General features: G+C 67.7%; 27 protein-coding genes and 1 tRNA gene. 15 read left to right on the forward strand and 13 right to left on the reverse strand.

Annotated elements, in window-relative coordinates:
- Positions 1-16: 16 nt before the first annotated feature.
- The gene (locus LQZ85_RS06765; RefSeq protein WP_053096832.1) at positions 17-214 is read right to left on the reverse strand and encodes a hypothetical protein; all 198 of its coding nucleotides are present in this window, start codon (positions 212-214) and stop codon (positions 17-19) included.
- Positions 211-795, reverse strand: a complete 585-nt coding sequence (locus LQZ85_RS06770; protein WP_230100698.1) for a GNAT family N-acetyltransferase — start codon at positions 793-795, stop codon at positions 211-213. The genes LQZ85_RS06765 and LQZ85_RS06770 overlap by 4 nt, the downstream gene beginning before the upstream one ends.
- A 118-nt stretch (positions 796-913) precedes the next feature.
- Between LQZ85_RS06770 and LQZ85_RS06775 the strand changes: the two genes are divergently transcribed.
- From LQZ85_RS06775 to LQZ85_RS06785, 3 genes are all read left to right on the forward strand, one after another.
- A tRNA-Pro gene (locus tag LQZ85_RS06775) sits at positions 914-987 on the forward strand.
- A gap of 278 nt (positions 988-1,265) precedes the next feature.
- On the forward strand, positions 1,266-1,559 hold the full coding sequence (locus tag LQZ85_RS06780) for a hypothetical protein (RefSeq protein WP_230100699.1): 294 nt from the start codon (positions 1,266-1,268) through the stop codon (positions 1,557-1,559).
- Entirely contained in the window at positions 1,537-1,752 is a 216-nt protein-coding gene (locus LQZ85_RS06785; RefSeq protein ID WP_198032318.1) for a hypothetical protein, read from the forward strand. Before LQZ85_RS06780 ends, LQZ85_RS06785 begins: the two co-directional genes overlap by 23 nt.
- 42 nt (positions 1,753-1,794) lie before the next feature.
- Here the strand turns inward: LQZ85_RS06785 and LQZ85_RS06790 are convergent, their stop codons facing one another.
- Entirely contained in the window at positions 1,795-1,941 is a 147-nt protein-coding gene (locus LQZ85_RS06790) for a hypothetical protein (protein ID WP_230100700.1), read from the reverse strand.
- Positions 1,942-2,553: 612 nt separating this feature from the next.
- Between LQZ85_RS06790 and LQZ85_RS06795 the strand changes: the two genes are divergently transcribed.
- The gene (locus LQZ85_RS06795) at positions 2,554-2,721 is read left to right on the forward strand and encodes a hypothetical protein (protein ID WP_171821924.1); all 168 of its coding nucleotides are present in this window, start codon (positions 2,554-2,556) and stop codon (positions 2,719-2,721) included.
- An 80-nt stretch (positions 2,722-2,801) separates the two neighbouring features.
- On the opposite strand, the gene LQZ85_RS06800 is transcribed toward LQZ85_RS06795, so the two are convergent.
- The 3 genes from LQZ85_RS06800 to LQZ85_RS06810 form a co-directional block, all read right to left on the reverse strand.
- Positions 2,802-3,077: a hypothetical protein gene (locus tag LQZ85_RS06800; protein WP_053096828.1), complete on the reverse strand. Its 276-nt coding sequence runs from the start codon at positions 3,075-3,077 to the stop codon at positions 2,802-2,804.
- A gap of 55 nt (positions 3,078-3,132) precedes the next feature.
- On the reverse strand, positions 3,133-3,417 hold the full coding sequence (locus LQZ85_RS06805) for a hypothetical protein (protein WP_230100701.1): 285 nt from the start codon (positions 3,415-3,417) through the stop codon (positions 3,133-3,135).
- Between the two features lie 190 nt (positions 3,418-3,607).
- A complete protein-coding gene (locus tag LQZ85_RS06810; protein ID WP_056278982.1) occupies positions 3,608-4,048 on the reverse strand; it encodes an amidohydrolase family protein in 441 nt (146 codons plus the stop codon).
- Between LQZ85_RS06810 and LQZ85_RS06815 the strand changes: the two genes are divergently transcribed.
- On the forward strand, positions 4,047-4,367 hold the full coding sequence (locus LQZ85_RS06815) for a TetR/AcrR family transcriptional regulator C-terminal domain-containing protein (RefSeq protein ID WP_056278981.1): 321 nt from the start codon (positions 4,047-4,049) through the stop codon (positions 4,365-4,367). The genes LQZ85_RS06810 and LQZ85_RS06815 overlap by 2 nt on opposite strands.
- Before the next feature lie 30 nt (positions 4,368-4,397).
- Here the strand turns inward: LQZ85_RS06815 and LQZ85_RS06820 are convergent, their stop codons facing one another.
- Complete coding sequence (locus LQZ85_RS06820) at positions 4,398-5,261, reverse strand: DUF72 domain-containing protein (RefSeq protein ID WP_230100702.1); 864 nt, start codon at positions 5,259-5,261, stop codon at positions 4,398-4,400.
- A 424-nt stretch (positions 5,262-5,685) separates the two neighbouring features.
- Here LQZ85_RS06820 and LQZ85_RS06825 point away from each other — a divergent pair, with 424 nt between their 5' ends.
- Complete coding sequence (locus LQZ85_RS06825) at positions 5,686-6,075, forward strand: hypothetical protein (RefSeq protein WP_053096818.1); 390 nt, start codon at positions 5,686-5,688, stop codon at positions 6,073-6,075.
- Between the two features lie 5 nt (positions 6,076-6,080).
- Here the strand turns inward: LQZ85_RS06825 and LQZ85_RS06830 are convergent, their stop codons facing one another.
- The 3 genes from LQZ85_RS06830 to LQZ85_RS06840 are packed head-to-tail and all read right to left on the reverse strand — an operon-like array spanning position 6,081 to position 11,877.
- A complete protein-coding gene (locus tag LQZ85_RS06830; protein WP_230100703.1) occupies positions 6,081-9,542 on the reverse strand; it encodes an error-prone DNA polymerase in 3,462 nt (1,153 codons plus the stop codon).
- Positions 9,542-11,083: a DNA polymerase Y family protein gene (locus LQZ85_RS06835; RefSeq protein ID WP_056278978.1), complete on the reverse strand. Its 1,542-nt coding sequence runs from the start codon at positions 11,081-11,083 to the stop codon at positions 9,542-9,544. The genes LQZ85_RS06830 and LQZ85_RS06835 overlap by 1 nt, the downstream gene beginning before the upstream one ends.
- A complete protein-coding gene (locus LQZ85_RS06840) occupies positions 11,080-11,877 on the reverse strand; it encodes a hypothetical protein (protein WP_056278977.1) in 798 nt (265 codons plus the stop codon). Before LQZ85_RS06840 ends, LQZ85_RS06835 begins: the two co-directional genes overlap by 4 nt.
- Positions 11,878-12,009: 132 nt before the next feature.
- Here LQZ85_RS06840 and LQZ85_RS06845 point away from each other — a divergent pair, with 132 nt between their 5' ends.
- The 5 genes from LQZ85_RS06845 to LQZ85_RS06865 are packed head-to-tail and all read left to right on the forward strand — an operon-like array spanning position 12,010 to position 15,293.
- On the forward strand, positions 12,010-12,480 hold the full coding sequence (locus LQZ85_RS06845) for an A24 family peptidase (RefSeq protein WP_230100704.1): 471 nt from the start codon (positions 12,010-12,012) through the stop codon (positions 12,478-12,480).
- 38 nt (positions 12,481-12,518) lie between these two features.
- Complete coding sequence (locus LQZ85_RS06850; protein WP_042538484.1) at positions 12,519-12,731, forward strand: hypothetical protein; 213 nt, start codon at positions 12,519-12,521, stop codon at positions 12,729-12,731.
- On the forward strand, positions 12,724-13,368 hold the full coding sequence (locus LQZ85_RS06855) for a CYTH domain-containing protein (RefSeq protein ID WP_230100705.1): 645 nt from the start codon (positions 12,724-12,726) through the stop codon (positions 13,366-13,368). The genes LQZ85_RS06850 and LQZ85_RS06855 overlap by 8 nt, the downstream gene beginning before the upstream one ends.
- A gap of 54 nt (positions 13,369-13,422) precedes the next feature.
- Entirely contained in the window at positions 13,423-14,577 is a 1,155-nt protein-coding gene (locus LQZ85_RS06860; protein ID WP_230100706.1) for a type III polyketide synthase, read from the forward strand.
- Positions 14,574-15,293 carry a methyltransferase domain-containing protein gene (locus tag LQZ85_RS06865; protein WP_230100707.1) on the forward strand — a complete coding sequence of 240 codons (720 nt, stop codon included), beginning with the start codon at positions 14,574-14,576 and terminating at the stop codon, positions 15,291-15,293. Before LQZ85_RS06860 ends, LQZ85_RS06865 begins: the two co-directional genes overlap by 4 nt.
- A 56-nt stretch (positions 15,294-15,349) precedes the next feature.
- On the opposite strand, the gene lpdA is transcribed toward LQZ85_RS06865, so the two are convergent.
- Together lpdA and LQZ85_RS06875 are read right to left on the reverse strand one after the other, a co-directional pair.
- Positions 15,350-16,747 carry a dihydrolipoyl dehydrogenase gene (gene lpdA / locus LQZ85_RS06870; protein ID WP_053096802.1) on the reverse strand — a complete coding sequence of 466 codons (1,398 nt, stop codon included), beginning with the start codon at positions 16,745-16,747 and terminating at the stop codon, positions 15,350-15,352.
- 9 nt (positions 16,748-16,756) lie between these two features.
- The gene (locus LQZ85_RS06875) at positions 16,757-17,416 is read right to left on the reverse strand and encodes a copper resistance CopC family protein (RefSeq protein WP_230100708.1); all 660 of its coding nucleotides are present in this window, start codon (positions 17,414-17,416) and stop codon (positions 16,757-16,759) included.
- A 99-nt stretch (positions 17,417-17,515) separates the two neighbouring features.
- Between LQZ85_RS06875 and LQZ85_RS06880 the strand changes: the two genes are divergently transcribed.
- From LQZ85_RS06880 to LQZ85_RS06890, 3 genes are all read left to right on the forward strand, one after another.
- Positions 17,516-18,001 (forward strand): FHA domain-containing protein, encoded by a 486-nt coding sequence (locus LQZ85_RS06880; RefSeq protein WP_150115087.1) that lies wholly within the window; start codon positions 17,516-17,518, stop codon positions 17,999-18,001.
- Positions 18,001-18,687 (forward strand): MerR family transcriptional regulator, encoded by a 687-nt coding sequence (locus tag LQZ85_RS06885; RefSeq protein WP_187249830.1) that lies wholly within the window; start codon positions 18,001-18,003, stop codon positions 18,685-18,687. Before LQZ85_RS06880 ends, LQZ85_RS06885 begins: the two co-directional genes overlap by 1 nt.
- Before the next feature lie 99 nt (positions 18,688-18,786).
- Entirely contained in the window at positions 18,787-19,332 is a 546-nt protein-coding gene (locus LQZ85_RS06890) for a MerR family transcriptional regulator (protein ID WP_053096796.1), read from the forward strand.
- A gap of 93 nt (positions 19,333-19,425) precedes the next feature.
- Here LQZ85_RS06890 and LQZ85_RS06895 read toward each other — a convergent pair whose 3' ends face one another.
- Complete coding sequence (locus LQZ85_RS06895; RefSeq protein ID WP_053099164.1) at positions 19,426-20,238, reverse strand: ParA family protein; 813 nt, start codon at positions 20,236-20,238, stop codon at positions 19,426-19,428.
- Between the two features lie 94 nt (positions 20,239-20,332).
- Here LQZ85_RS06895 and LQZ85_RS06900 point away from each other — a divergent pair, with 94 nt between their 5' ends.
- The gene (locus LQZ85_RS06900; RefSeq protein WP_230100709.1) at positions 20,333-23,740 is read left to right on the forward strand and encodes a pyruvate carboxylase; all 3,408 of its coding nucleotides are present in this window, start codon (positions 20,333-20,335) and stop codon (positions 23,738-23,740) included.
- Positions 23,741-23,796 lie beyond the last annotated feature (56 nt).

Raw genomic sequence — 23,796 nt, forward strand, 5'->3', positions numbered from 1 at the left:
CCACGCTAGCGCTCGCTCACGGCCCGAGAGTCGAGCCGCGGGACTCGAGGTGCTCGCGCAGGATGCGAATGGCCTTGGGCCCGACTCCGTGGATGGCGAGCAGCGCCGTCTCGGACGCGCCGTCGAACTGGTCGAGACGGGTGAACCCGTGGAGCGCGAGCCCTCGTCGTGCGACCTTGCCCATGGACGCCGGTAGGTCCGTCTCTTCGTTCATGACGACAGATCCAGTGCGACCAGGGTTCGGCCGGGCTTCATCTCCGCGCGTTCTTCGAATCCCGCCGCCAGGAACGTGGCGAGCGTGCCGTGGAACAGATCGTTGGTGCGCTTCTTCTCGCCACGGGTGTCGACGGGGTACCCCTCGACCAGTCCGGCGCCGGAGCGTCGAGCGAGATCGACGGCGGCGCGCAGCAGCTCGAGGGTGATGCCCAAGCCGCGGTGTTCGCGACGGACCACGAAACATGTCACGGCCCATACGGACTCGTCATCGAAGGGTTCGGTTGATGCCGCCGCGATCATGCGCGTGCGCGGCACCCGCTGCTGCAGGGTTCGCGGACCGATCCTGATCCACCCCGCGGCCTCGCCGTCGATGTATGCGATGAGACCAGGTGGAGGGCCCGCCTGGATCTCATCGTGCAACATCTCTGTGCGTTGCGGCGTGGTGGTCTCATTCCACTCCTTGTTCCTCAGCATCGGCCACATGCACTGGCAGCTGGCACCGTCGCCGCCGCCCGTCAGTGCATGCTGAACGTCATCCCATCGGGCGCTGGTCGCCACCTCGGTCGTGATCGTCACCATGGATGCGACCGTACGCCGGGGCTCCGACACCTCGCAACGCCCGGCGCTCACCCGGTTCGCGGAGTTCCGTCGAGTGGGGCTAAGATAGGGGAGTTGCCTGCGCGAGAGTGCAGAACAACGGGCTGTGGCGCAGCTTGGTAGCGCACTTGACTGGGGGTCAAGGGGTCGCAGGTTCAAATCCTGTCAGCCCGACCGAGAAAGGCCCGGAAGCTCGCAAGAGTCTCCGGGCCTTCTGCATGTCCGGGACAGTCCGAGGGCAGCAGGCATAAGGCCGTCACGCTGGGCCGCGTCGAGTGTGCCAGACACGCCCTCATCACGGAGGGTGGCGACGGCCTGCCGGGTCTGCGCCTTGGCTTAGGCCCGGCAGGCCCTCGGTTGAACATCGAGACCGAAGCCGTCCATGGAGTGAGTGGCGGTGCTGACACGGAGGTACAGCACGGCGTTCATCGCGATTCCTGCATACTGAGCACATGAACATCGCTGACCCTCACGGGCCCATGAGTCCGTATGGCAAGGTCGGCTCGATCGTGAATGTCGTCATGTCCGCAGTATTCGGCGGGGTCGCCGTCGTGGTGGGCATCGTTATCGGTGAGCCAATGCCGTTCGTCGGGGGGCTCGGCTTCTGGGCGATGTGTGCCTTCGCCTTCGTGCCGATCATGCGTCGCGCGATCAAGTACGAGCGCGAGACGAACGCGCGCCGCGCTGGCGCGATAGCCTCCCCGCATGAGGACATACCCAACCGTGGAGATCGCACTCTGGACTGAGGACGCGATCGTGCTGATGGACTGGCTGGAGACGGTCGACTTCGACGAAGTTCCGTCAGAGCACAAGGCAGTCAAGCAGGCGCTGACGGACCTCGCGTCGCGGCTGGAGGAAGTTGTCCCGTATGAGTCGCCCATGACGCCCGAACGAGTCGCGACTGCGCAAGAGGCTGTCAGTCGGGGCATGGGCAGGTGACCAGAAGTGACGAATGTCGATGCGGGGGAGGCGGTCTCTCCGTCAACTGATGATTCCGGGCCTGCCGCCAATTCCGTAGAACTGGCGGTGACCGGAAGAATCGGCGTCGTCCGCCATGAACAGGAGACGCTCGATGCTGATGCCGAGTTCCCGGCGACGGCGGACCCGGTCGATTTTGTCTGCACTCATTCGCGCTGCCGATTGTGGGGCTCGCTCATCGTGGACCGGAATCCGGCGGCGTCAAGACTCCACGCACGACGAAGCGGCCACAGTCATCTGGGCGGGCAGTACGGTGCCCCGACCGGTTCTGGGGTACCTATCGGGACACCTAGCCGGCTTCGCTGGGGAACTCCACCGGCTCGGGGCCGCGTCTGTGTGGCCACGGCCAACGTAACCCCAATGCAGCGCTGTATCTAGTGGTTGCGGATGCGCCTCAGTCCGATCCTGTGAACGGCGATCGGAGGATCTCCGTTCATGCTCAGCGGCATCGAGATCCCGAGGCCCAGCCGCGTTTCGTGCAGAAGAGCGTACGCCCGCGCGCCGTCGTCCACCACGCCATGTGACGTGGCTCCTATCGGGCGTATCCTTCGCTCGAGAGCCTGCCCCGACCACGGTCTGGGGACCCCGGCGGGGCCGCTCCGGTCGAGGGACTCTTCCTTCACATGATCACTCGTGATCCGGAGAGAGAGTCCCTCCGCTGTGCGATCCGTCGTCCTTCCGTCCGATTCCTCCTCACGTCAACCCCCTCCTCGTGTGCGTGGTCGACCGCATACCGTCGCCTCAACCGACAGAGGAGATGCAATGAGCGATCTGCAGAACACGCACGGAACTCCCGGTGGCGACGAAGAGGCGGACACCGCCTCGGGCGGTGCGCCCGACGAGTCGTCGTCGAAGAGCACCGACGAGATCATCGAGGACGAGACCACCGACGAAGACGGTGCGCCCCTCGAGAACCCGTCCGGCGGCTGACCCCGACGACGTCCACACGGAGAAGACCCCCACCGGCGCTGAGTCCTGTGGGGGTCTTCGTCGTCGGCGGGTCGCTGCACCTAGGCCGTGCGCACCGTCAGCATGCGCCACCCCTCGGGCACCTTCGCCTCGAGCGACGCCATGTCGTCGGCCTCGATCTCGCGCACGCCGTCGACACGGGTGAACGTGCCCGTCGCCTCCATCTTCGCTTCGCCCTTCAGCATCCGCACGGGCGCCGACGTCAGATAGAAGCCCGGCTTGCGGTGCTGTTCGAGCTCGACGAGCACCTCGGCCAGCGTCGTGCCGATGACATCTGCAGTGCTGGTCTCGATGGGACGAATCAGAGCGATGAGCATCAGGCCAGCCTATGGCGCGGCCCTTGGGATTCGACGTACCGCTCCGCGCAGCGCATCAACTGACCGTCGTCGCGAGCGGAGGAAGGTGCGGGATCGTGACCGGCGACGTCGATCGGCTCGGCGGGTTGTGGAACCGCTGCAGGTCGCTGAGCACCTCTTCCGCCGACATGTACGAGCTCGCCAGCGGAAGGTTGCGCAGCCAGAGCACATCGACCTCGACGGCGTCGACCTGATAGATGCAGGCGACAGTCTGGCGCGCATCGTGCGCCTCGTATCTGTGGTCGACGATCAGCCACTCGGTCTCCGTGACCCTTCGGAGCTCGAACCTCGGATCGGGCATCGCGGACATCTCAACACTCCAATCAGTCGTTGTCACCATCGGCTGACAGAGGGAGCGCTCCGCGCCCGGGCGGGAAGACACCACCGCCTGGTCGACGGGCGCCCTCTGCCCGCCAGAGTTCACCAGAATTATAAGAACTCACCGGTATATCGCTCAAGTGAGCCGTGAGGGATGCGGCGGACAGCGCGCCTCAGGCTTCGTGCGCGGTCTTCCCGGCGATCACGGTGCGCAGGACTCGCGCTGTGAGCAGCGACGCGCTGCCCTCCGAGAACGGATCGACGTCGAGCACGGCGAAGTCTGCGACCTGGCCCACCGCGATCCGGCCCCGCCAGTCGCCATCGCCGATCGAGACCGCAGCGTCACGAGTCGCATGCACGACCGCGCGTTCGAGGGGAAGAGCGAACTGCGGATGCACCGCCGGCACATCCGGGTCGAGAGCGGACGCCCGCGTTGTGGCGACGTACATATTCGCGAGCGCCGCGTGCGGTGCGGTGGGGGCGTCGGTCGAGAAGGCGAGCAGCGCACCGGCATCCTCATACTCGGGCCACGCGAAGGCCCGATCCGCACGATCGTCGCCCAGCTGTGCTGCCCAGTTGGCGAAGATGGCGGGGTCGGCGTGGACCGGCTGCATGGAGGCCGTCACGCCGATCGGCAAGACGATCACTCATCCGGCGGTCATCGCCGCCTACGACGACCTGGCGACCGCTCTCGTCGACGGCGGTTTCCCCGAGGACGAGGTGCTCACGGTGATCGCGATCATCGACGCGTTCGCGATCGGTTTCGGCCTCGATCTGGCATCGCCGGACGAGGTCTGGGAGCCCGGGGAGGGGACGCGGACGCTCGGGCGCGTGATGGAGGGCGCCGAGCGCGGGACAGCCCGCGCGGATCGGACCTTCGAACTCGGCGTCGGTTTGCTGGTCGATTCGCTCCGTGCTCGCCTCACCCGATGACCCGGGAGCCGGTGGAGCGGCGGTGACTGCTCAGGATCCGGTGCGTGCGGCGACGAGCGCCTGGAGCGCTGCCGCATCGTGCGGTGCGTGCCCGCGCGCGTCGTTGTCGAAGTAGACGTACACGTCGCGCGGTCGGCCGTCGCCGGCGCCCGTGCCGTCCGACCAGGCGCAGAGCAGGTCGGCCCATTCGTCGAGCTCGGCGGCGGTGTAGGCGCTGTGATAGAGCATCTGTGCGCCATGAAGCCGGACATAGACGACCTCGCTCGTCAGGGCGTCGAAACGTGGCCATCTGCCGGCGGTGTCGGCGATGACGAGCGAAGCGCCGTGGTGACTGAGGATGCGCAGTGCCTCAGGATCGTCGAATGTCTGCGACCTCGGCTCGATCGCGTAACGGATCGGCTGGTCGCTCTCGAGCTCCGTCCAGGCTCGTCCGTCGAGACGCGAGTCGTGCGTCATCGCCAGCTTCTGAGCATCGCCCGTCGTGCGGGGGAGTGAATCGAGGAATCGTTCCAGGACCCCGGCGTCGAACTTCTCACGCTCCGGCAGCTGCCAGAGGATCGGTCCGAGTTGGGTTCCGAGGGCGAGGATGCCGGAGGCGAAGAAGTTGGCGAGTGCCTGTTCCGTGTCGCGGAGCCGCAGCATGTGCGTCACATAGCGGGATCCCTTGATGGCGAAGCTGAAGTCGTCAGGCACCTCGCTGCGCCAGCGACGGTAGCTATCCGGGCGTTGCAGCGAGTAGAACGATCCGTTGAGCTCGACGGTGGGGAAGTGCTGTCCGATGTGATCGAGCTCCCGGCGTTGAGGCAGACCCCGGGGATAGAAGTCACCGCGCCAGCTGGCGTACCGCCAGCCCGACACGCCTATCCTCACCTGCGCAGCGCGTGCGGCGGTCATCGACTAATCCTCCTCCGCTGCCGCCGTGATTCGGGCGGCGTGAGGCGACGATAGGTGCGATGCCGCAGATGGGGAGCGGGGTTGACGCCCGTGGGCCACGTTGGTCGCGACGTGCTCTCTCGCTCGGCTGTACGTGAAGACGAGGATCGCGCGTGGTGCGAGGACTGGTTGCCCTCTCGAGTCGTCCAACCCCATTTGGATCACTCGAGAGGGCTCACCGTCCTTCCCGGACGGTAGGGGAGGCGGCGAAGATTTTCGCTGCTCTCTCGACTGATATCCCCAGATGTTCAGCCGGTAGCCCCCGCTACTCCTTGCAGAATATCGCTTAATAGCTCTGTCCGCCATTTGGGGGACAAAGAAATCTACGAATGTTTCTTCCAAGACTGGGGCTTGCCGCGAGAACGTGCACTCATAGAGTGGGTTCATGGACAGAAAGCTCGTGCTGAACGCGCACCTCGCCATCGCCCACGGGCACCGCGTCGAGGTGACGGAGCGCATCGACGAGCTGACCGGAGAGTCGCTGATCCTGTCGGTCAGAGACCTCGACACGGGCATCCGGTATCGCCGCGTCGAAGAGCCGCGGGGTGAGTTCCTCCGGTGGCTCGGCCGTGTCGTCGACTGTACCGTGACCATCGGCGGCCACTCCTCGCAGACGACTCTCACCGTCGACGCCGATCGCGACGGATCAGGGGCGACGAGCGCCAGGGCTGCTCTGAACGGGGCGGATGCGGCGGTCGACGCCGCGAAGGCTGAAGCCGATCGCTGGGGCGGCGGAGACCGCGTCCCCGAGCCCGAGCCCGAACGCTTCTGGTGAGCCGGTCACCGGAAGTCCCTCGAACGATGCGTCACCCCCGTTCGGAGATCTTCGAACGCGTCGGCGAGGACGTTCACGACGCCCTCCGCTGAACGCTCGAGGATGCCGCGGATGATCAGCGCAGGAGAATCGCGCGCCACCCGGTGGTAACGACCCCACACCCCAGTCGAGCAGATGACGTTGACGAGACCGGTCTCATCCTCGAGGTTGAGGAAGGTGACACCGGCTGCGGTCGCCGGACGTTGACGGTGGGTCACAAGACCGGCGACCTCGATGCGTCGCCCCGTCTCGTTGCTCTGCAGATCTGCTGAGGTGAGCACGCCCCGTTCGCGCAGGAGCCCGCGGAAATGCGCCATCGGATGGTCGTCGGTCGAGACGCCGGTCGCCCAGAGATCTGCGGAGAGCCGCTCATAGCTGGACTGATCGCTGAACAGCGGCGGTTGCACGGCGATCGTCGTGCCGGGAAGGAACCGGGATCGGTCTTCAGCGGCTGCCCCGGACAGCCAGATCGCCTCTCTGCGCTGGAGGCCGAGGCACTCGAACGCGCCGGCGGTCGCCAGGGACTCCAGCTGCGCAGCGGTGGCATCCGTGCGCCTCACCAGATCGTTCAGATCGCGGAAAGGTCCGGCTGCCTCGCGCTCGGCGACGATCTTCTCCGCCAGTTGAGTGCCGATGCCGCGCACACCGCTGAGACCCATGCGCACCGCATAGGCGCCATCTCGACGGTGTGCCGCCGATTCGTCCGGAGAGGAGCGATCGAAGCGCGGCACCCGGGGCTGCAGAGGGTCGCTGCAGGTGTCCCGCCCCGTCGGCATCCGCAGCGGTGAGCCCTCGAGGGGTTCGAGAGTCTCGGTGGCCCCCGAGGCGTGCAGATCGGGTCGACGCACCTCGACCCCGTGTCGTCGTGCATCCGCGGTGAGTGTCGACGCGGAGTAGAAGCCCATCGGCTGCGACCGGAGGAGCCCCGCGAGGAACGCCGCGGGATAGTGCAGCTTGAGCCAGGAGCTCGCATAGACCAGGAGCGCGAAGGACAACGAGTGGGACTCTGCGAATCCGAAGTTCGCGAAGGCCTGGATCTGCGCGTAGATGCGATCCGACTGCTCGGCGGAGAGTCCGCGTCTGGTCATCCCCGCGTAGAGCTTGTCTCGCACCTTGTCGATCTTCTCGAGCCCGCGCTTGGACCCCATCGCGCGTCTGAGCAGATCGGCCTCGTCGGCGGTGCAGTCGCCGATGGCCGTCGCCATCTGGATCAGTTGCTCCTGGAAGATCGGGATGCCCAGTGTCCGCTCGAGGATCGGCTTGAGGTCATCGTGCGGATACGGGATCTCGAGCACCACGGGCTCTTCGCCACGGGCGGCTCTGGCGAGATTCTCCTCGTCGAGCGCATCCTTCGCCATCTTGCGGCGGACGAAGGGATGCACGGCCCCGCCCTGGATGGGCCCGGGGCGGATCAGCGCGATCTGGATGGCGAGGTCGTAGAAGGCCCGAGGCTGCAGGCGGGGGAGAAGGCCGATCTGCGCACGGGATTCGACCTGGAACACCCCGATCGAGTCGGCGCGGCAGAGCATGTCGTAGACGGCCGGCTCTTCTTTCGGAAGGGTCTCGAGCGTCCACCGCTCACCCGTGGCGTCGTGGATCAGGTCGAAGCAGTGCTGGAGCGCAGCCAGCATCCCGAGCCCGAGGAGATCGAACTTCACCAGCCCCATCCAGGCCGCGTCGTCCTTGTCCCACTGGATCACCGTGCGGTTCTCCATGCGTGCATGCTCGACGGGAACGACCTCGCCGACAGGGCGCGCGGTGAGCACCATGCCGCCGGAGTGGATGCCGAGATGCCGGGGAGCCTTCAGCAGTTCGCCCGCGTAGTCGAGCACGTTCGCCGGGATGTCGTGCTCGTCGGCCACCTCGAGCCCGGCGCTCCACCCATCGACCTGCCGGGACCAGGCATCCTGCTGTCCCGGGGAGTAGCCGAGAGCTCTCGCCATGTCGCGCACCGCGTTCTTCGGACGGTACTGGATGACGTTCGCCACCTGTGCCGCACGTTCGCGTCCGTACTCGCGGTACACCCACTGGATGATCTCCTCGCGGCGATCCGAGTCGAAATCGACATCGATGTCCGGTTCTTCCTGTCGGGTCGTCGCGAGGAAGCGCTCGAAGGGCAGACGGTAGAGGATCGGGTCGACGGCGGTGATGCCGAGCAGATAGCAGACGGCGCTCGCCGCGGCCGAGCCGCGCCCCTGGCACAGGATGCCGCGACGGCGCGCCTCGGCGACGATGCCGTGCACGATGAGGAAGTAGCCGGGGAAGTCCTTCTCCTGGATCACATCGAGCTCGCGTCCGATCCTGCGACGGCCGTCGGCATCCAGGCGCGGATACTTCGTCGGCACGGCCTCCCACACCAGGTGGCGCAGCCAGCTCATCGGCGTGTGTCCGTCAGGGACCTCCTGCTTCGGGAGGGCAGGTCGTGCACGGCGGAGGGAGAAGGCCGACGCTGCGGCGAGTTCGAGGCCGTAGGAGATCGCACCGGGGTGGCGCCGGAAGCGCGCTGCCATCTCCGCGCCGCTGCGCAGATGCGCTCCTCCGTGAGTCGGAAGCCACCCGTCGAGCTCGTCCATGCTGCGCACGGCGCGCACGGCGGCGACCGCTTCGGCCAGTGATGCACGCTCGGGCGCTGCATAGTGCACGTTGTTCGTCGCCACCACCGGCAGTCGCATCCGTCTGGCGAGATCGGCGAGAGCGTCGTTGCGTCGTGTGTCCAGCGGGTCGCCGTGGTCAAAGAGCTCGACGGCGACGTGATCCTGGCCGAACAGATCCACCAGTCGGCGCAGCGGCGTCTGAGCATCTCCCGCCTCTAGGCCACGGCGGACCCCGCCCTTCCGGCATCCGGTGAGGATCGTCCAGTGCCCGTCTGAGGCGGCTGCCAGCTCCTCGAGGTCGTAGACGGGGCGGCCCTTCTCGCCACCGCGCAGGTGGGCGGCCGTCATCGCGCCGGAGAGACGGTGGTAGCCCTCCAGCCCGTCGGCGAGCACCAGCAGATGGTCGCCGACGGGATCGGGGGCGCCCCGCTGCGGTGCGTCGAGGCCGAGCGAGAGCTCTGCGCCGAACACGGTCTGGACGCTCACATCCATCAGCTCTGCGACCTCGGCGAAGCGGGCAGCACCGTAGAAGCCGTCGTGGTCGGTGAGCGCCAGTGCAGTGAGTCCGAGACGCTCGGCCTCGGCGAGCAGGTCCTCCGGTGAGGAGGCGCCGTCGAGGAAGGAATAGGACGAATGCGCATGCAGCTCGGCGTACGGGACGGCGTCCTCTGGCCTGCTGACGGACGTCGGTGGGTTCCGTGTGCGCTTGGTGCTGACGGGGCCGGGGTCGGGTCGGCTGCCGGGCGGGATGCCTCCCGTCGGGTAGGGCGATTCCTCGCCGCTGAGAGTGCGCTCCAGCTCGTTCCAGGACAGGGGAGGGTTGTGCCAGCCCATCAGCGGTACCTCCCCTCAGCCCACCACCGGCCTCCGGTGCAGAAGACGAGCCAGGCCCGATCATGATCGTCGACGATCTGCAGGCGGTGCCCTCTCTTGCCGCCGGAGTCCTCCCATCGGCGTTCATGGATCGGCCACGGACCGGCCCACGCCTGAACGTCGTCGCCGTCGATGCGAGCGGGCGCCGCCGAGAGCGCACCCCGTTCGTCGACGAGGACGGTCTCGCCGTCAGGGGAGAGCACTCCGATGGGGCGAGGAGGGCGGAACACCTCGGCGGGGAGAGGGTCGGGAAGGCTCCCCGGCCAGGGCTGCGCTGGGTCTCTGGGGGCGACGGAGCGTTCGCCCCACGGAGTGAGCACCTGACGATCGGCGAGCCAGCGCCCGCCGGAGAGGGCAGCGGTGACGACGCCCTCGTGGCCGAGCATCGTCTGCACGCGCGAGATGGCGTGATGCAGGCGTTCATCAGTGCCGGACCCGAAGAGGCCGGGCTGGTGATGGGCGGCATCGTCGACCGCCACTGGGACGATCCGCACCAGAGAGATTCCGCCGAAGGCACGAGCCTCATCGACCGGCTCCTTCGCAGATTCGGCTCCCAGTGCTTCGAGCTGCCAGCGCACCCGGTCGACGAGATCAGCGGCATCGAAGCAGGTGGGATGCAGCCAGGGGCGCGAGAACACCTTGCCGTCGTCGTCGGTGAGGTCGATGCGGACCTCGGTGCACACCACCGAGGCCTCACCGAGGGCGAGCATGACCGCATCGGCCGTCTGCCGCACGGCGAAGGCCACCTGATCGGCTCCGGCGAGTGGCGAGTCGAACTCGATGGAGCGAACGAGCTCGGGGTCAGGAGGTCGTGCCACCACCGCGCGGGAATCGGCGCCGGCGGCGAGAGCGTGCAGACGCGCGCCGCGCTCGCCGAAGCGATCGCGCACCTCGATCTCGTCGAGGGCCGCGAAGTCGCCGAGCGTGCGCACACCGAGCCGGACGAGCAGACCGGTGAGCTGCTCGTCTCTCAGAACGTTCACCGGGAGTGGGGCGAGGAAGTCCTTCGCGAGGCCTGCAGGTACGACGGTGCACGGTGCGCTCCCTCGCGCGGCGAGCTCGGCGGTGAAGGGGCCGTCGGCGATGCCCACGCGCACCTCGGGGAACCCGGCGTCGGTGAGGATGTCGATCAGGGCACGCCCCGCCTCGGCCTCGCCGTCGTGATAGCGCGCGATGCCCCGTGCCCGCACCGCCGCCAGCCCTGGACGCAGCAGTGCCGCACCGGGCGCGTGCTTCTCGATGAGTTGCAGCACGGGGAGGAACGCTCTCTCATCGCGGGCGGGGTCGTGGGGCATCACGCGCAGTGAAGAGATATGGCCCTGAGCGACGCGGCGACGTTGGCCGGCGCGCACGCCGTGCTCCCTCGCCGATGCGGTGCACGCCACGACGGTGTTCGCATGCACCAGAGCGGTCGGCGGATGAGGCGGTGGCCCGCCGAGAGCTGCTCTCAGCGGCCAATCGGGAAGCCACAGGACGAGGACGCGGAGTGGAGCGGCGGTCATCCGGCCACCGCCAGACGCGGGTACTCGAGCGGAGCGGCCTCGCCGCCGCGCAGGCCGGTCAGCCCTGTGATCTCGGCCATGGTCTCGGTGGCGACGTGCTCCGCCGGCAGCTCTTCCACTGCGCCGTGGGAGCCGGGAAGACGCACGCGCACGCTCGACGTCAGCGGACTGTGCCTCGTCCGCGCCGACACCGTCGCCGTGGAGCCTTCGATGAGCCCCCACCCCTCGCCGATGCCGAGCCAGTGCTGGTCGTGCAGCCGGATGGACCCCTCGCTCTGCGGCCAGGCGCCGGACTCCGCGGACTCGGTGACGAGCAGGGTGCTCCCGCGGTCGCGCAGCCGTGCGCTCAGTCGGGACACATCCGCATCGCGGGCCCTGCCTCCGGGCTGCACGGCGATCAGCGGAACCACCTCGGCGAGCGCAGAGGCCACGGCGAGCCAGCGGTCTCCTGGTTCGGGGACGAGGATCAGGCGAGGAAGCGCGATTCCGAACGCCGCTGCGGCTTCGACACCCAGTGTGGGCATGCCCACGACCGCGCACCAGTGGCCCTTGCCCGAGGCCGCGGCGAGCAGTGCGAGGACGAGACTGGGGGAGGGAGAGACGGTGTATGTCGCCCCCGTCTGCAGCCCCTCTTCGGGGAGCAGCGAGGAGAAGGCCGGATCGAGAGGGAGAAGCGGGTGCTCGCTGCGTCTGCGCTGCATGCGGCTGATCTCCCGGCGCAGCCGAAGAACCTCTCCGGCGCGGGAGTCGCCAGCCGGAGAGAGCGCGGTCACCGCATCGAGCCCGATCCCCATGAATCCATCCTCGAAGATATGTACTAATAAAGCAACTGGAGTAGATGACGATAGTTCGAACCTCCGACATCGCGGCGTGACGTTATCCACACGCGGTCATCGCCGCCGTCCGAGTTCTCCTAACCTGCGGGCATGGATCTCCGTACTGTGGCCGTCGTGACCGTTCATCTGGCCCTGTTCGCGATCGCCTGCCGACTCGTCGCCGTCGACATCCGCACGCATCGGCTGCCGAACCGGATCGTGCTCCCCACCCTCGCGGCGCTCATCGTGCTCGGAGTCGTCGACGCCATCACGGTCGGCCAGAGCGCCCCATTGGTCAGGGCCGTATCCGGGTTGCTGATCCTCGGCGGCTTCTACGCGACGCTCCGTCTGCTCAGCCGGGACGGCATGGGCGGAGGCGATGTCAAGCTCGCCGCCGTCATCGGTCTGGTCCTCGGATGGCACAGCTGGCAGGCGCTCGCCGTGGGAGCAGCATCCGCCTTCGTGCTCGGCGCCGTGTTCTCCCTCTCGCTGATGATGCTCCGCAGGGCGGACGGCTCCACGCGGATCGCCTTCGGACCGTGGATGATCATCGGCGCGCTCCTCGGCATCCTGATGGGGTGAGGCGCCGTGCAGGGTGCCGTCGGCGATAGGGTGAGGACATGGCACTCGCACGACTTCACGGCGGCCCGCTCGACGGGCAGATCATTCCTCTCGGCGACGCGGACGACAAGCTGATCGTCCCCTACAGCGAGACCCAGGTGGTGTACAACCGGCGCGGTGACGCGCAGAACACCGGCGACACCGACGGTCCCACCGAGATCGATTACTGGTACGACGAATCCCTCGAGGACATCAGCCCGTCGGATGACTGAGCACCCCAGCGAGTCGCCGTCTGGCTCCGAGCCCTCCAGGGTCGTCGAGGTCGAGCGCAAGTACGACGTCGATGACTCCACGCCCCTTCCGGTGTGGGTGGGGATCCCCGGAGTGGATGCCGTGTCGTCCGGAGAGGTGCGCGAGCTCGACGCTCGCTACTTCGACACCGTCGATGCTCGGCTCTCCCGTGCAGGGGTAGCCCTTCGTCGCCGCACCGGCGGCCCCGATGCCGGATGGCACATCAAGGGACCGCGAGAAGGTGACGGTCGCCTCGAGATCGGCTGGCCCCTGGGCGAAGACGACAGCATCCCGGATGCCGTGACCGAGACCATCTCGCGATGGGCGACGGCGCCGCTCGCACCCCTCGCGCGGATCGAGAACACCCGCACGGCGTACCTGCTCACCGGGACGGCCGGAGTCGTCGCCGAGTTCGTCGATGACCGCGTTCGCGCGACCGATCTCCGACACGACGTGCAGCGGGAATGGCGGGAGTGGGAGTTCGAGCTCGGCCCCGCCGCGCCTGCCGATGCGGCGGGGCGAGCAGCCCTCTTCGACGCCGTGGAGCGGGTCGTCTCCGATGCCGGGGGTCGCGACGCGTCATCCGGCTCGAAGCTCGCGCGTGCTCTGGGTTTCTGACGCCTGATGCAAGCCCCTTCCGTGCTGGCGCGCGGTCATGCTTGAGTGACAGACATGACCCGCGCTGCCGTGCTCCGCTCATTGCGGACGATCGTTCCCGACACCGTCATCGAGCAGCACGAGGTGCGCGACATCTTCGCCTCGCAGCCCGATGTCGGACGCCTCGCCCAGCGGATCATCGGGGCGTCGTTCAACGGCTCGGGCATCGACACCCGCCACACCGTCATCCGAGAGCTCTCGCCCGCGGCCGGCACGGACGACAAGATGTTCTTCGACCGTGAGACGGGCCGCCTGCAGTCGCCGGGCACCGCAGCCCGCAACGACCTCTATACGCGCGAGGCGTCGCGTCTCTTCGTGGAGGTGGCGCGCAGCGCCTTGGACGCAGACCCCGACATCGTCGCCGCAGACGTCACGCACGTCATCACCGCATCCTGCACGGGCTTCCACGCGCCGGGCCCCGAGTACGAGATCGTGCGCGGGCTGGGGCTGTCCGACAGCGTGCAGCGTTATCACCTCGGATTCATGGGCTGCTACGCCTCGCTGCCGGCGCTCCGTGCGGCGAGCCAGTTCTGCGCAGCCGACCCCACGGCCGTGGTGCTCGTGGTCAGCGTCGAGCTGTGCACCGTGCACCTTCGCTCGTCGGAGGACCCGGATCTCATCGTCGCCAACTCGCTCTTCGCCGACGGGGCGGCCGCCGGCATCGTCACCGCACGCGACCTCGCCACTCCTGTTCCTGCGGTGCGTCTCGACGGCTTCCACACGGCGATAGCCGCGGAGGGCGAGAAGGACATGGCCTGGACCATCGGCGACCACGGCTTCGAGATGATCCTGTCGACGAAGGTGCCGCAGATCATCGGGGAGACCATCATCGGTGCGATCCGTCCGCTGTACGCGCGCGAGGGCGAGCTCGCAGCCGCGTTCGACGAGGGGCGTGTGGGGGAGCGGGTGGAGCACTGGGCCATCCACCCCGGTGGACGCAGCATCCTCGACCGCGTGCAGGAGCGACTGAATCTCAGCGACGATCAGCTCTTCCCGGCCCGGGAGACGCTGCGCGAGAACGGCAACATGTCGAGCGCCACTGTGCTCTTCGTCATCAAGCGGATCCTCGACGACGGCGCGGGGGACGGGTCGCGCGTCGCCGCGATGGCCTTCGGCCCTGGGCTGACCGCCGAGAGCGCACTGATGACGGTCACCACCGGCATCTCGTGAGACACGACCTCTCGACACGCGCCACCGAGGCGCGCGAGCTCATGGACGACCCGCATGCGGACATCGGGATGCTGGAGCGCACCTACCGGCGCTTCCGTCTCGTGAACGCGCTCGTCTCCCGACCCCGACTGCTCTATCGCCAGGACATCCTGCCGCGCGCCCGCCGTGGCCCGATCCGCATCCTCGACATCGGCGCGGGTGGCGGAGACGTATGCCGGATGATCGCGGCGCGAGCGCGGCGAGCGGGTCTCGAGGTGGAGATCACGGCGCTGGACGCCGACGAGCGGGCGATCCGCTGGGCGGCGGAGCACGATGGAGGAGCCGGCATCGCATATCGCTGCGCCTTCTCGTCAGACCTCGTGGCGGAGGGCGAGCAGTTCGACGTGGTCTTCTCGAATCACGTGCTGCACCACCTCACCGGGGCGGAGCTCGACGGCCTGCTGCGGGACTCCGAGGCGCTCGTCGGCAGCGGCGGTGTCGTGGTGCACCGCGACATCGCCCGCACTCGACTCGCCTACGTGCTGTACGACGTCGCGACGTGGATCCTCGCGGGCACGCTGTTCCGGGGCTCGTTCATCCGAGAGGACGGCCTCATCAGCATCCGTCGCTCGTACACGAGGGGAGAACTCGCCGCGCTCGTGCCGTCCGGGTGGACCGTGCACTTCGGACTCCCCTCGCGGCTGGAGCTGCGCAGGCGAGCCGACGCGGTCTCATGACGCACGAAGGCCCGGCCACGCGTGAGCGTGCCGGGCCTTCGAGTCGATCGCGGTGATCAGAAGTTGATCATGTGACCTGCGAGGCCGTGGAAGCCCTCCTGCAGCGCCTCCGAGAGCGTCGGGTGCGTGTGCACGTTGCGAGCCAGCTCGAGGGCCGTGAGGTCCCACTTCTGGGCCAGCGTCAGCTCGGGCAGGAGTTCCGACACGTCGGGGCCGATCATGTGGGCGCCGATGAGCTCGAGGTGCTCGGCATCGGCGATCAGCTTGACGAATCCGACGGGCTCGCCGAGTCCGTGCGCCTTGCCGTTGGCCATGAACGGGAACGTCGCGACCTTGATCTCGCGTCCCTCGTCCTTCGCCTGCTGCTCGGTGAGGCCGAACGAGGCGACCTGCGGCGAGCAGAACGTCGCGCGCGGCATCATGCGGTAGTCGCCCAGCGTCTGCGTCTCCGCGCCGCCGATGGTCTCTGCGGCCACGACCCCCTGCGCCTCGGCCACATGGGCCAGCTGCAGCTTGGCGGTGACGTCGCCGATCGCGTAGATGCCCTCGACGTTCGTGCGCATGTGGTCGTCGATGTCGATCGCGCCGCGCTCGGTGAGCTTCACGCCGGTGGCCTCGAGACCGAAGCCTTCGATGTTGGGGGCGAAGCCGACCGACATGAGCACCTTGTCGGCCTCGATCGAACTCTGCTGACCGTCCTTGCCGGTGTAGGAGACGGTGACGGACGAGCCGTTGTCCACGACGGACTCGACCTTGGTGGAGGTCAGGATGTCGACGCCGTAGTTCTTGTACTGCTTGGCGATCTCCTTCGACACGTCGGCATCCTCGTTGGGGAGGGCACGGTCGAGGAACTCGATGATGGTGACCTTGACGCCGTAGTTCGTCATCACATACGCGAACTCCATGCCGATGGCGCCGGCGCCCACGATGACGATGGACTTCGGCAGCTCGCGCGAGAGGATCTGCTCTTCGTACGTCACGACGTTGTCGCTGAGCTGGACGCCCGGAAGAAGTCGGACCTTCGAGCCCGTGGCGATGATCGCGTTGTCGAAGGTGACCTCTTCGGTCGAGCCGTCGGACTTCGCGACCGAGATCGCCTTCGGGCCCGTGAAGGTGCCGCGACCGTCGTACTCGGTCACCTTGTTCTTCTTCATCAGGAAGTGGATGCCCTTGACGCGACCGTCGGCGACGACGCGGCTGCGGTCGAACGCCTTGCCGTAGTCGATCGTGAACTCACCCGAGATGCCGAAGAAGTCGGCCTTGTGGTTGAGCGTGTGCGCGAGCTCCGCGTTCTTCAGAAGAGCCTTGGAGGGGATGCAGCCCACGTTGAGGCACACACCGCCCCAGTACTTCTCTTCGATGATGGCGGTGGACAGACCGAGCTGCGCGCTGCGAACCGCAGCGACGTATCCGCCAGGACCTGCACCGAGGATGACGACATCGTAATGTGGCATGCCTTAAGCCTATCGCCCCGAGGGGAGGTCGGAATCGGCGGATGCCGGGTCGCGGCGACCGCGGACGACGAGCCAGACGACGATGCCGACGATCACGAGGACGCCGACGACCGAGAGCACCCAGATCGTCGTCATCGGCGCCGCTGAGTCCTCGCTCTCGGGGGCCGGGGTGGCGTCCGTCCCGGGGCCCGCGGTCGCAGCCGGCTCGGGTGCTGCGGTGGCACTGGCAGTGGGCTCGGAGCCGGGCTCCGAGGTGGGCGCGGCCTCCGTGCTGTTCGTGACCGTGAAGTCGAACTCTCCCGAGGTCGGATGGCCGTCGCTCGACACGACCTTCCAGATCACGTGATAGCCGCCGGCTGGGGCCTCGGCGGCGAGCGGCTGAGTGACGATCGCCCCCTCGACCGTGGCGGTTCCGTCGGTGACCGAGTTGCCGGACGGATCCGTCACGACGACCTCGGTCGCGCCGGTCTCGTCGATGAGCTTCGCGCTGAAGGTGAGCGTCAATTCGGTGGGAAGCGTGTCGACCGTGCTGTCGGCCTCGGGGGAGGAGGCGAGCAGGCTGTCGTGGGCCGAGGCGGAGAGAGGTGCGAACAGCACGAGGAATGCGGTCAGGAGGGCGGCCGCAAGGGCGATCGGAGCTGCGGGGAGGCGACGGGCTGTGGTTTTCACGTGCTCAGCCTAAGAAGTGTCGGTATGCGGTGCCTGATAGTGACGCGAGCTCCCGCGAGCGCCGTCCGATCAGTTAGTCTGGAGGACTAGGAGGGCATAGTGACAGACAGCCAGAATCGATCGGGCGGAGACGCCGCGATCCACCGTCCCGGCGAGCAGAGGCACGACGTGACGCAGACGTTCGGGCATGACTCGGACCTCTCCTTCGTGCCTTTCGGCGTGGAGCTCACCGACGTGGAGCAGGGCGCCATCGCGGCCCTTCCCTCCGGTTCCGCACTGCTTCTCGTGCGCTCCGGAGCTCTCGCGGGGGCCCGCTACCTTCTCGACACCGATGTGACGACCGTGGGCCGCCACCCCGAAGCCGACATCTTCTTCGATGATGTGACCGTCTCGCGTCGCCATGCGGAAGTGACTCGCAACGGATCGACGTTCGAGATCATCGACCAGCGTTCGCTCAACGGCACGTATGTGAACGGTGAGCGCGTCGACCGCAGTCCGCTGGTCGACGGCACCGAGCTTCGCGTCGGCAAGTTCCGGTTGAACTTCTTCGCCTCTCCCGTCGATCGCGTCGCGGCGATCGACTGATGGCGGCTTCCCCCGCCCGCGAACGCTCAGCGTCCGCGGGCCTTCTGAGCATCGGGCAGGTGCTGGCCCGGCTCACGCCCGAGTTTCCCGAGCTCACCTCCAGCAAGCTCCGCTTCCTCGAGGTGCAGGGGATCGTCAGCCCGTCGCGCACGGAGTCCGGCTACCGCAAGTTCTCGCAGGCCGACATCGAGCGGCTGCGTCTCGGTCTCACGCTGCAGCGCGACCACTACCTGCCGCTCAGTATCATCCGCGAGCAGCTCGACGAGGCAGAGGCGAACGGTGAATCCGCGACCCTGGCTCCGCCGCCCTCGATCACGCCCACTCCCCGGCGCTACCGCCGAGGAGAGCTGCTGTCGGCAGCAGGCGCGGGCCCCCAGCTTCTAAACGACGCGATCAGCACCGGCGTGATCGTCGCGCAGGAGAGCTACCCCGAGTCGACCGTCACGCTGCTTCGCGGCCTGGTCGCCCTCGATCGCCACGGTATCGAGCCCCGCCACCTGCGCTCGCTGAGGCAGGGTGCCGAGCGAGAGGTCGCGCTGATCGAGTCTGCGATGTCCTCTCTGCTGCGTCGTACGGACGCCGCGTCGAGGGCGAAGGCGAGTGAGATGGCACCGAGCCTCGCCTCGAAGATCGACGAGGTGCGCTCGCTCTTCGTCAAGGACGCGCTCACCAGGTTGCTTTCGTAACGAACTGATTGCGACACACCTTCGGTGTCCCACGGATGTCATTGCCGGTGCCGGAGGCCTGCTCTAGCGTGGAGGTAACAGCTCCAGGGAGGATTTCAAATGAATGCGGATGAGCGTGCAGGCGACCCGCGGTTCGTGCCGGAACTCCTCTTCACCGACGGTCTGCCGGCGATGGACGATGAGGTCGGCTACCGCGGTGCGGTAGCGGCGCGGGCGGCCGGCATCACCTACCGGCAGCTGGACTACTGGGCTCGCACCGAGCTGGTGGAGCCCACGGTGCGCGGCGCCAGCGGTTCCGGGTCGCAGCGTCTCTACGGCTTCCGCGACATCCTCGTGCTCAAGCTCGTGAAGAGCCTTCTCGACACCGGCATCTCGCTGCAGCAGATCCGCACGGCGGTCGATGAACTCCGCCGCGCCGGCATCCGCGATCTCGCAGGAACGACGCTGATGAGCGACGGAGCCTCCGTCTACCTGTGCACCTCGAACGACGAGGTCATCGACCTGGTCAGTCGCGGTCAGGGAGTGTTCGGCATCGCTGTGGGCAAGGTCCTCCGCGAGGTCGAGTCGACGCTCGTCGAGTTCGATGCGACAGTGCCCGACCCGGTCGACGAGCTGTCGGCACGGCGCTCGAAGCGTTCCGCCTGAGCATTCGCCACCGAAGTCCCGCGAGCAGAGTCGCGCGACACGAAGAAACGGCCACCCTCGCGAGAGGATGGCCGTTCTGCTGTCCGGGGTGAGTCAGGCCTGCACGCCCGAGTCGGCGACCTGGATCCGGCCGGTGCGGATGATCCGGTCGAGCAGCTGATCGAAGTCGGAAGCGAGCTCCTGGGCCGAGTCGCCCGGCCAGATGTGGAGCGGCTTGGCTGCTCCCTGAGCCTGCTGCAGCGAGGTGCGCTCGGGAAGCTGGGGGGAGAGCACGAGCGGACCGAACATGTCGCGCAGCTCCTTGATGCGGAACTGATGCTCGATCGACTGGGGGCGCACCCGGTTCACGACGATGCCGAGAGGCTGGAGTCGGGGGGAGAGGCCGCGACGGATCTCTTCGATCGCGCGCAGCGCGCGGTCGGCCGCAGCCACGGAGAAGAGCCCGGGCTCTGTGACGACCATCACCCGATCGCTCGCTGCCCACGCGGTGCGGGTGAGGGCGTTCAGCGACGGGGCGCAGTCGATGAGGACGAGGTCGTAATCGGCCTCGACGGCAGCGAGCGCCTCTTCGAGCTTCCAGACGTCGCGCACGCTCGGGTGCGGGCCGTCGAAGTTGATCGCGGACGGACTGCCGATCAGCACGTCGATGGTCCCGGGGTGCACCTTCGCCCAGCCGCTCGAGGTGATCGCCTGACGGACGACCTTCTCCTTCGGGTTCGCCAGGACATCGGCGATGTTGAGCCGACCTGCCACCTGGATGTCCATCCCGGTGGACACATCGGACTGTGGGTCGAGGTCGACGACGAGCGTTCGGACACCACGGGCGAAGGCTGCTGAGGCCAGGCCGAGTGTCACGGTCGTCTTGCCGACGCCTCCCTTGAGAGAGCTGACGCTGAGTACGTGCACGAACACCACGTTACCTTCCCCTAGGCTGGGTGCACACTCAGCCCCGCCCCATGCGCGCCGTATCCCGATGCGTATCGAGCTTCCAGAGGTGTGCATGTTCCAGAAGATCCTTGTGGCGAACCGCGGCGAGATCGCGATCCGTGCCTTCCGTGCGGCTTTCGAAGTCGGGGCCAGGACTGTGGCGGTGTTCCCGCACGAGGACCGTGGTTCGGTCCATCGGCTCAAGGCCGACGAGGCCTACGAGATCGGCGAACGCGGTCATCCGGTGCGCGCCTACCTCGACGTCGATGAGATCATCCGCGTCGCGAAGGATGCCGGGGCAGATGCGATCTACCCCGGATACGGCTTCCTCTCGGAGAACCCGGAGCTGGCCGAGAAGGCCGCCGCCAACGGCATCGTCTTCATCGGGCCCCCTGCGAAGGTCCTCGAGATGGCGGGCAACAAGGTCGAGGCCAAGCGTCATGCCATCGAGGCCGGCGTTCCGGTGCTCCGTTCGACGGAGGCGTCCGATGACATCGATGCACTCGTCGCCCAGGCCGCCGAGATCGGCTTCCCGCTGTTCGCGAAGGCCGTCGCCGGCGGTGGCGGACGCGGCATGCGACGCGTCGAGTCCGCAGGTGAGCTCGCTCCGGCACTCGCAGAGGCCATGCGCGAGGCCGCCAGCGCGTTCGGCGATCCGAGGATGTTCCTCGAGCAGGCGGTCCTTCGTCCTCGGCACATCGAAGTGCAGGTCCTCGCCGACAAGACGGGCGAGACCGTGCACCTCTTCGAGCGGGACTGCTCCGTGCAGCGCCGTCACCAGAAGGTGGTGGAGATCGCCCCGGCGCCGAACCTCGACGACGGCATCCGCACCGCGCTGCACGGCTACGCCGTCGCGTTCGCCCGTTCCATCGGATACGAGAACGCGGGAACGGTCGAGTTCCTGCTCGAGACGGCGGGGGAGCGCACCGGCGAGGTCGTCTTCATCGAGATGAATCCGCGCATCCAGGTCGAGCACACGGTCACCGAGGAGGTGACCGACGTCGATCTCGTGCAGAGCCAGATGCGCATCGCGGCCGGACAGACGCTCGCGGAGCTCGGCCTCGAGCAGAAGGATCTCCATGTGCGGGGAGCTGCGCTGCAGTGCCGCATCACGACGGAGGATCCCACTCAGGGGTTCCGTCCGGACACCGGCAAGATCACCACATACCGCTCACCGGGTGGCGCAGGGATCCGGCTCGACGGCGGCACCGTCCATCAGGGCGCGCAGATCAGCCCGCACTTCGACTCGATGCTCGCGAAGCTGACCTGCCGTGGTCGCGACTACCCTGCTGCGGTGGCGCGCGCGCGGCGCGCGCTGGCGGAGTTCCGCATCCGCGGCGTCTCGACGAACATCCCGTTCCTGCAGGCGCTGCTCGAGGATGACGCGTTCATCGCCGGCGACGTGAGCACGTCCTTCATCGACGAGCGTCCCGACCTGCTGCGCGGACGCGAGTCGAAGGATCGCGGTACCCGGATCCTGAACTGGCTGGTGGACGTGACGGTCAACAAGCCCCACGGCATCCACCCCGGCTCGTTGGATCCGCGGGCCAAGCTTCCGGCCGTGGACCTGTCCGCCACCCCGGCATCCGGTTCACGGCAGCGCCTGCTCGAGTTGGGACCGGAGGGCTTCGCGAAGAGCCTCCGCGCGCAGAGTGCCCTCGCCATCACGGACACGACCTTCCGTGATGCGCACCAGTCGCTCCTGGCCACCCGGGTGCGCACGAGGGATCTCGTCGCGGTCGCACCGCACATCGCCAGGCTGACGCCGGAGCTGTTCTCGGTCGAGGCCTGGGGAGGTGCCACCTACGACGTCGCTCTGCGCTTCCTGGGCGAAGACCCCTGGGAGCGTCTCGACAAGCTGCGGGCCGCCCTTCCGAACGTCGCGATCCAGATGCTTCTCCGGGGACGCAACACCGTGGGCTACACGCCCTACCCGACGGCGGTCACCGAAGCGTTCGTGAAGGAGGCGGCGGCGAGCGGGGTCGACATCTTCCGTATCTTCGATGCCCTCAACGACATCGAGCAGATGCGCCCAGCGATCGACGCGGTGCGGAACACGGGTACGGCCATAGCCGAGGTGGCGCTCTGCTACACCGGCGACTTGCTGAACCCGGCCGAGGACCTGTACACCCTCGACTACTACCTGAATCTCGCCGAGCAGATCGTCGGGGCCGGCGCGCACATCCTGGCGATCAAGGACATGGCGGGCCTTCTGCGTCCTGCGGCGGCGGCGAAACTCGTCACCGCGCTGCGCGAGCGCTTCGATCTGCCCGTGCATCTGCACACGCACGACACCCCCGGCGGACAGCTCGCCACCCTGCTCGCCGCCAGCGCGGCGGGTGTGGATGCGGTCGACGCGGCATCCGCTCCGCTTTCCGGCACGACCAGCCAGCCCTCGCTCTCATCTCTCGTCGCCGCGCTCGCGCACACGGATCGGGACAGCGGCATCTCTCTCGACAGCGTCTCGAACCTCGAGCCGTACTGGGAGGCGGTCCGCCGGATGTACGCGCCGTTCGAATCCGGACTTCCGGGCCCCACAGGCCGGGTCTACCACCACGAGATCCCGGGCGGCCAGCTGTCGAACCTGCGTCAGCAGGCGAAGGCGCTCGGCCTCGCAGAGGACTTCGAGCTGATCGAGGACATGTACGCCGCCGCCGATCGGATCCTCGGCCGGGTTCCCAAGGTGACCCCCTCGTCGAAGGTGGTCGGCGATCTCGCGCTGCACCTGGCAGCGGTGAAGGCGGACCCCGCCGATTTCGAGGCGAATCCCGAGAAGTACGACGTGCCCGACTCCGTCGTCGGGTTCATGGCGGGTGAACTCGGCGACCTCCCGGGCGGATGGCCCGAGCCCTTCCGCACCAAGGTTCTGGCGGGACGGTCGGTGCGCACAGGCATGACGGAGATCTCGGCCGACGATGAGGCGGCCCTCGCAGGTGACGGTGCGACCCGTCGGGCGAGACTGAACACGCTGCTGTTCCCCGCGCCGATGCGCGAGTTCACCGAGCGACGCGACGTGTTCGGCGATCTCTCGGTGCTCGACACGGCCGACTACCTCTACGGTCTCGTCCAGGGGCAGGAGCACGTCGTCGAGATCGATCGCGGCGTCCAGCTGTACGTGGGGCTCGAAGCCATCGGCGATGCGGACGACAAGGGCATGCGCACCGTCATGACGACGCTCAACGGTCAGCTGCGACCGGTGTTCGTGCGCGACAGATCGGTGGCAGTGGACGTGCACGAGATCGAGAAGGCCGACACCTCGGTGCCCGGTCAGGTGGCCGCACCGTTCTCGGGCGTCGTGACGCTCAAATCGGAGGTCGGCGACTCGGTGCGCGCCGGTGAACCGGTCGCATCCATCGAGGCGATGAAGATGGAGGCCGCCATCACGGCCCCCGTCGACGGTGTGGTCGAGCGCCTCGCGATCGGTGCGACGCAACAGGTCGAGGCCGGCGATCTTTTGGTCGTGATCCGCCCGGCGCACTAATCTTGTGCGGGCGAGGCCGCGTTCGACGCAACGCACCCGAGGCCCGCACAAGCTTG

Source organism: Microbacterium sp. Bi98 (assembly GCF_918698045.1).
Classification (GTDB): domain Bacteria; phylum Actinomycetota; class Actinomycetes; order Actinomycetales; family Microbacteriaceae; genus Microbacterium.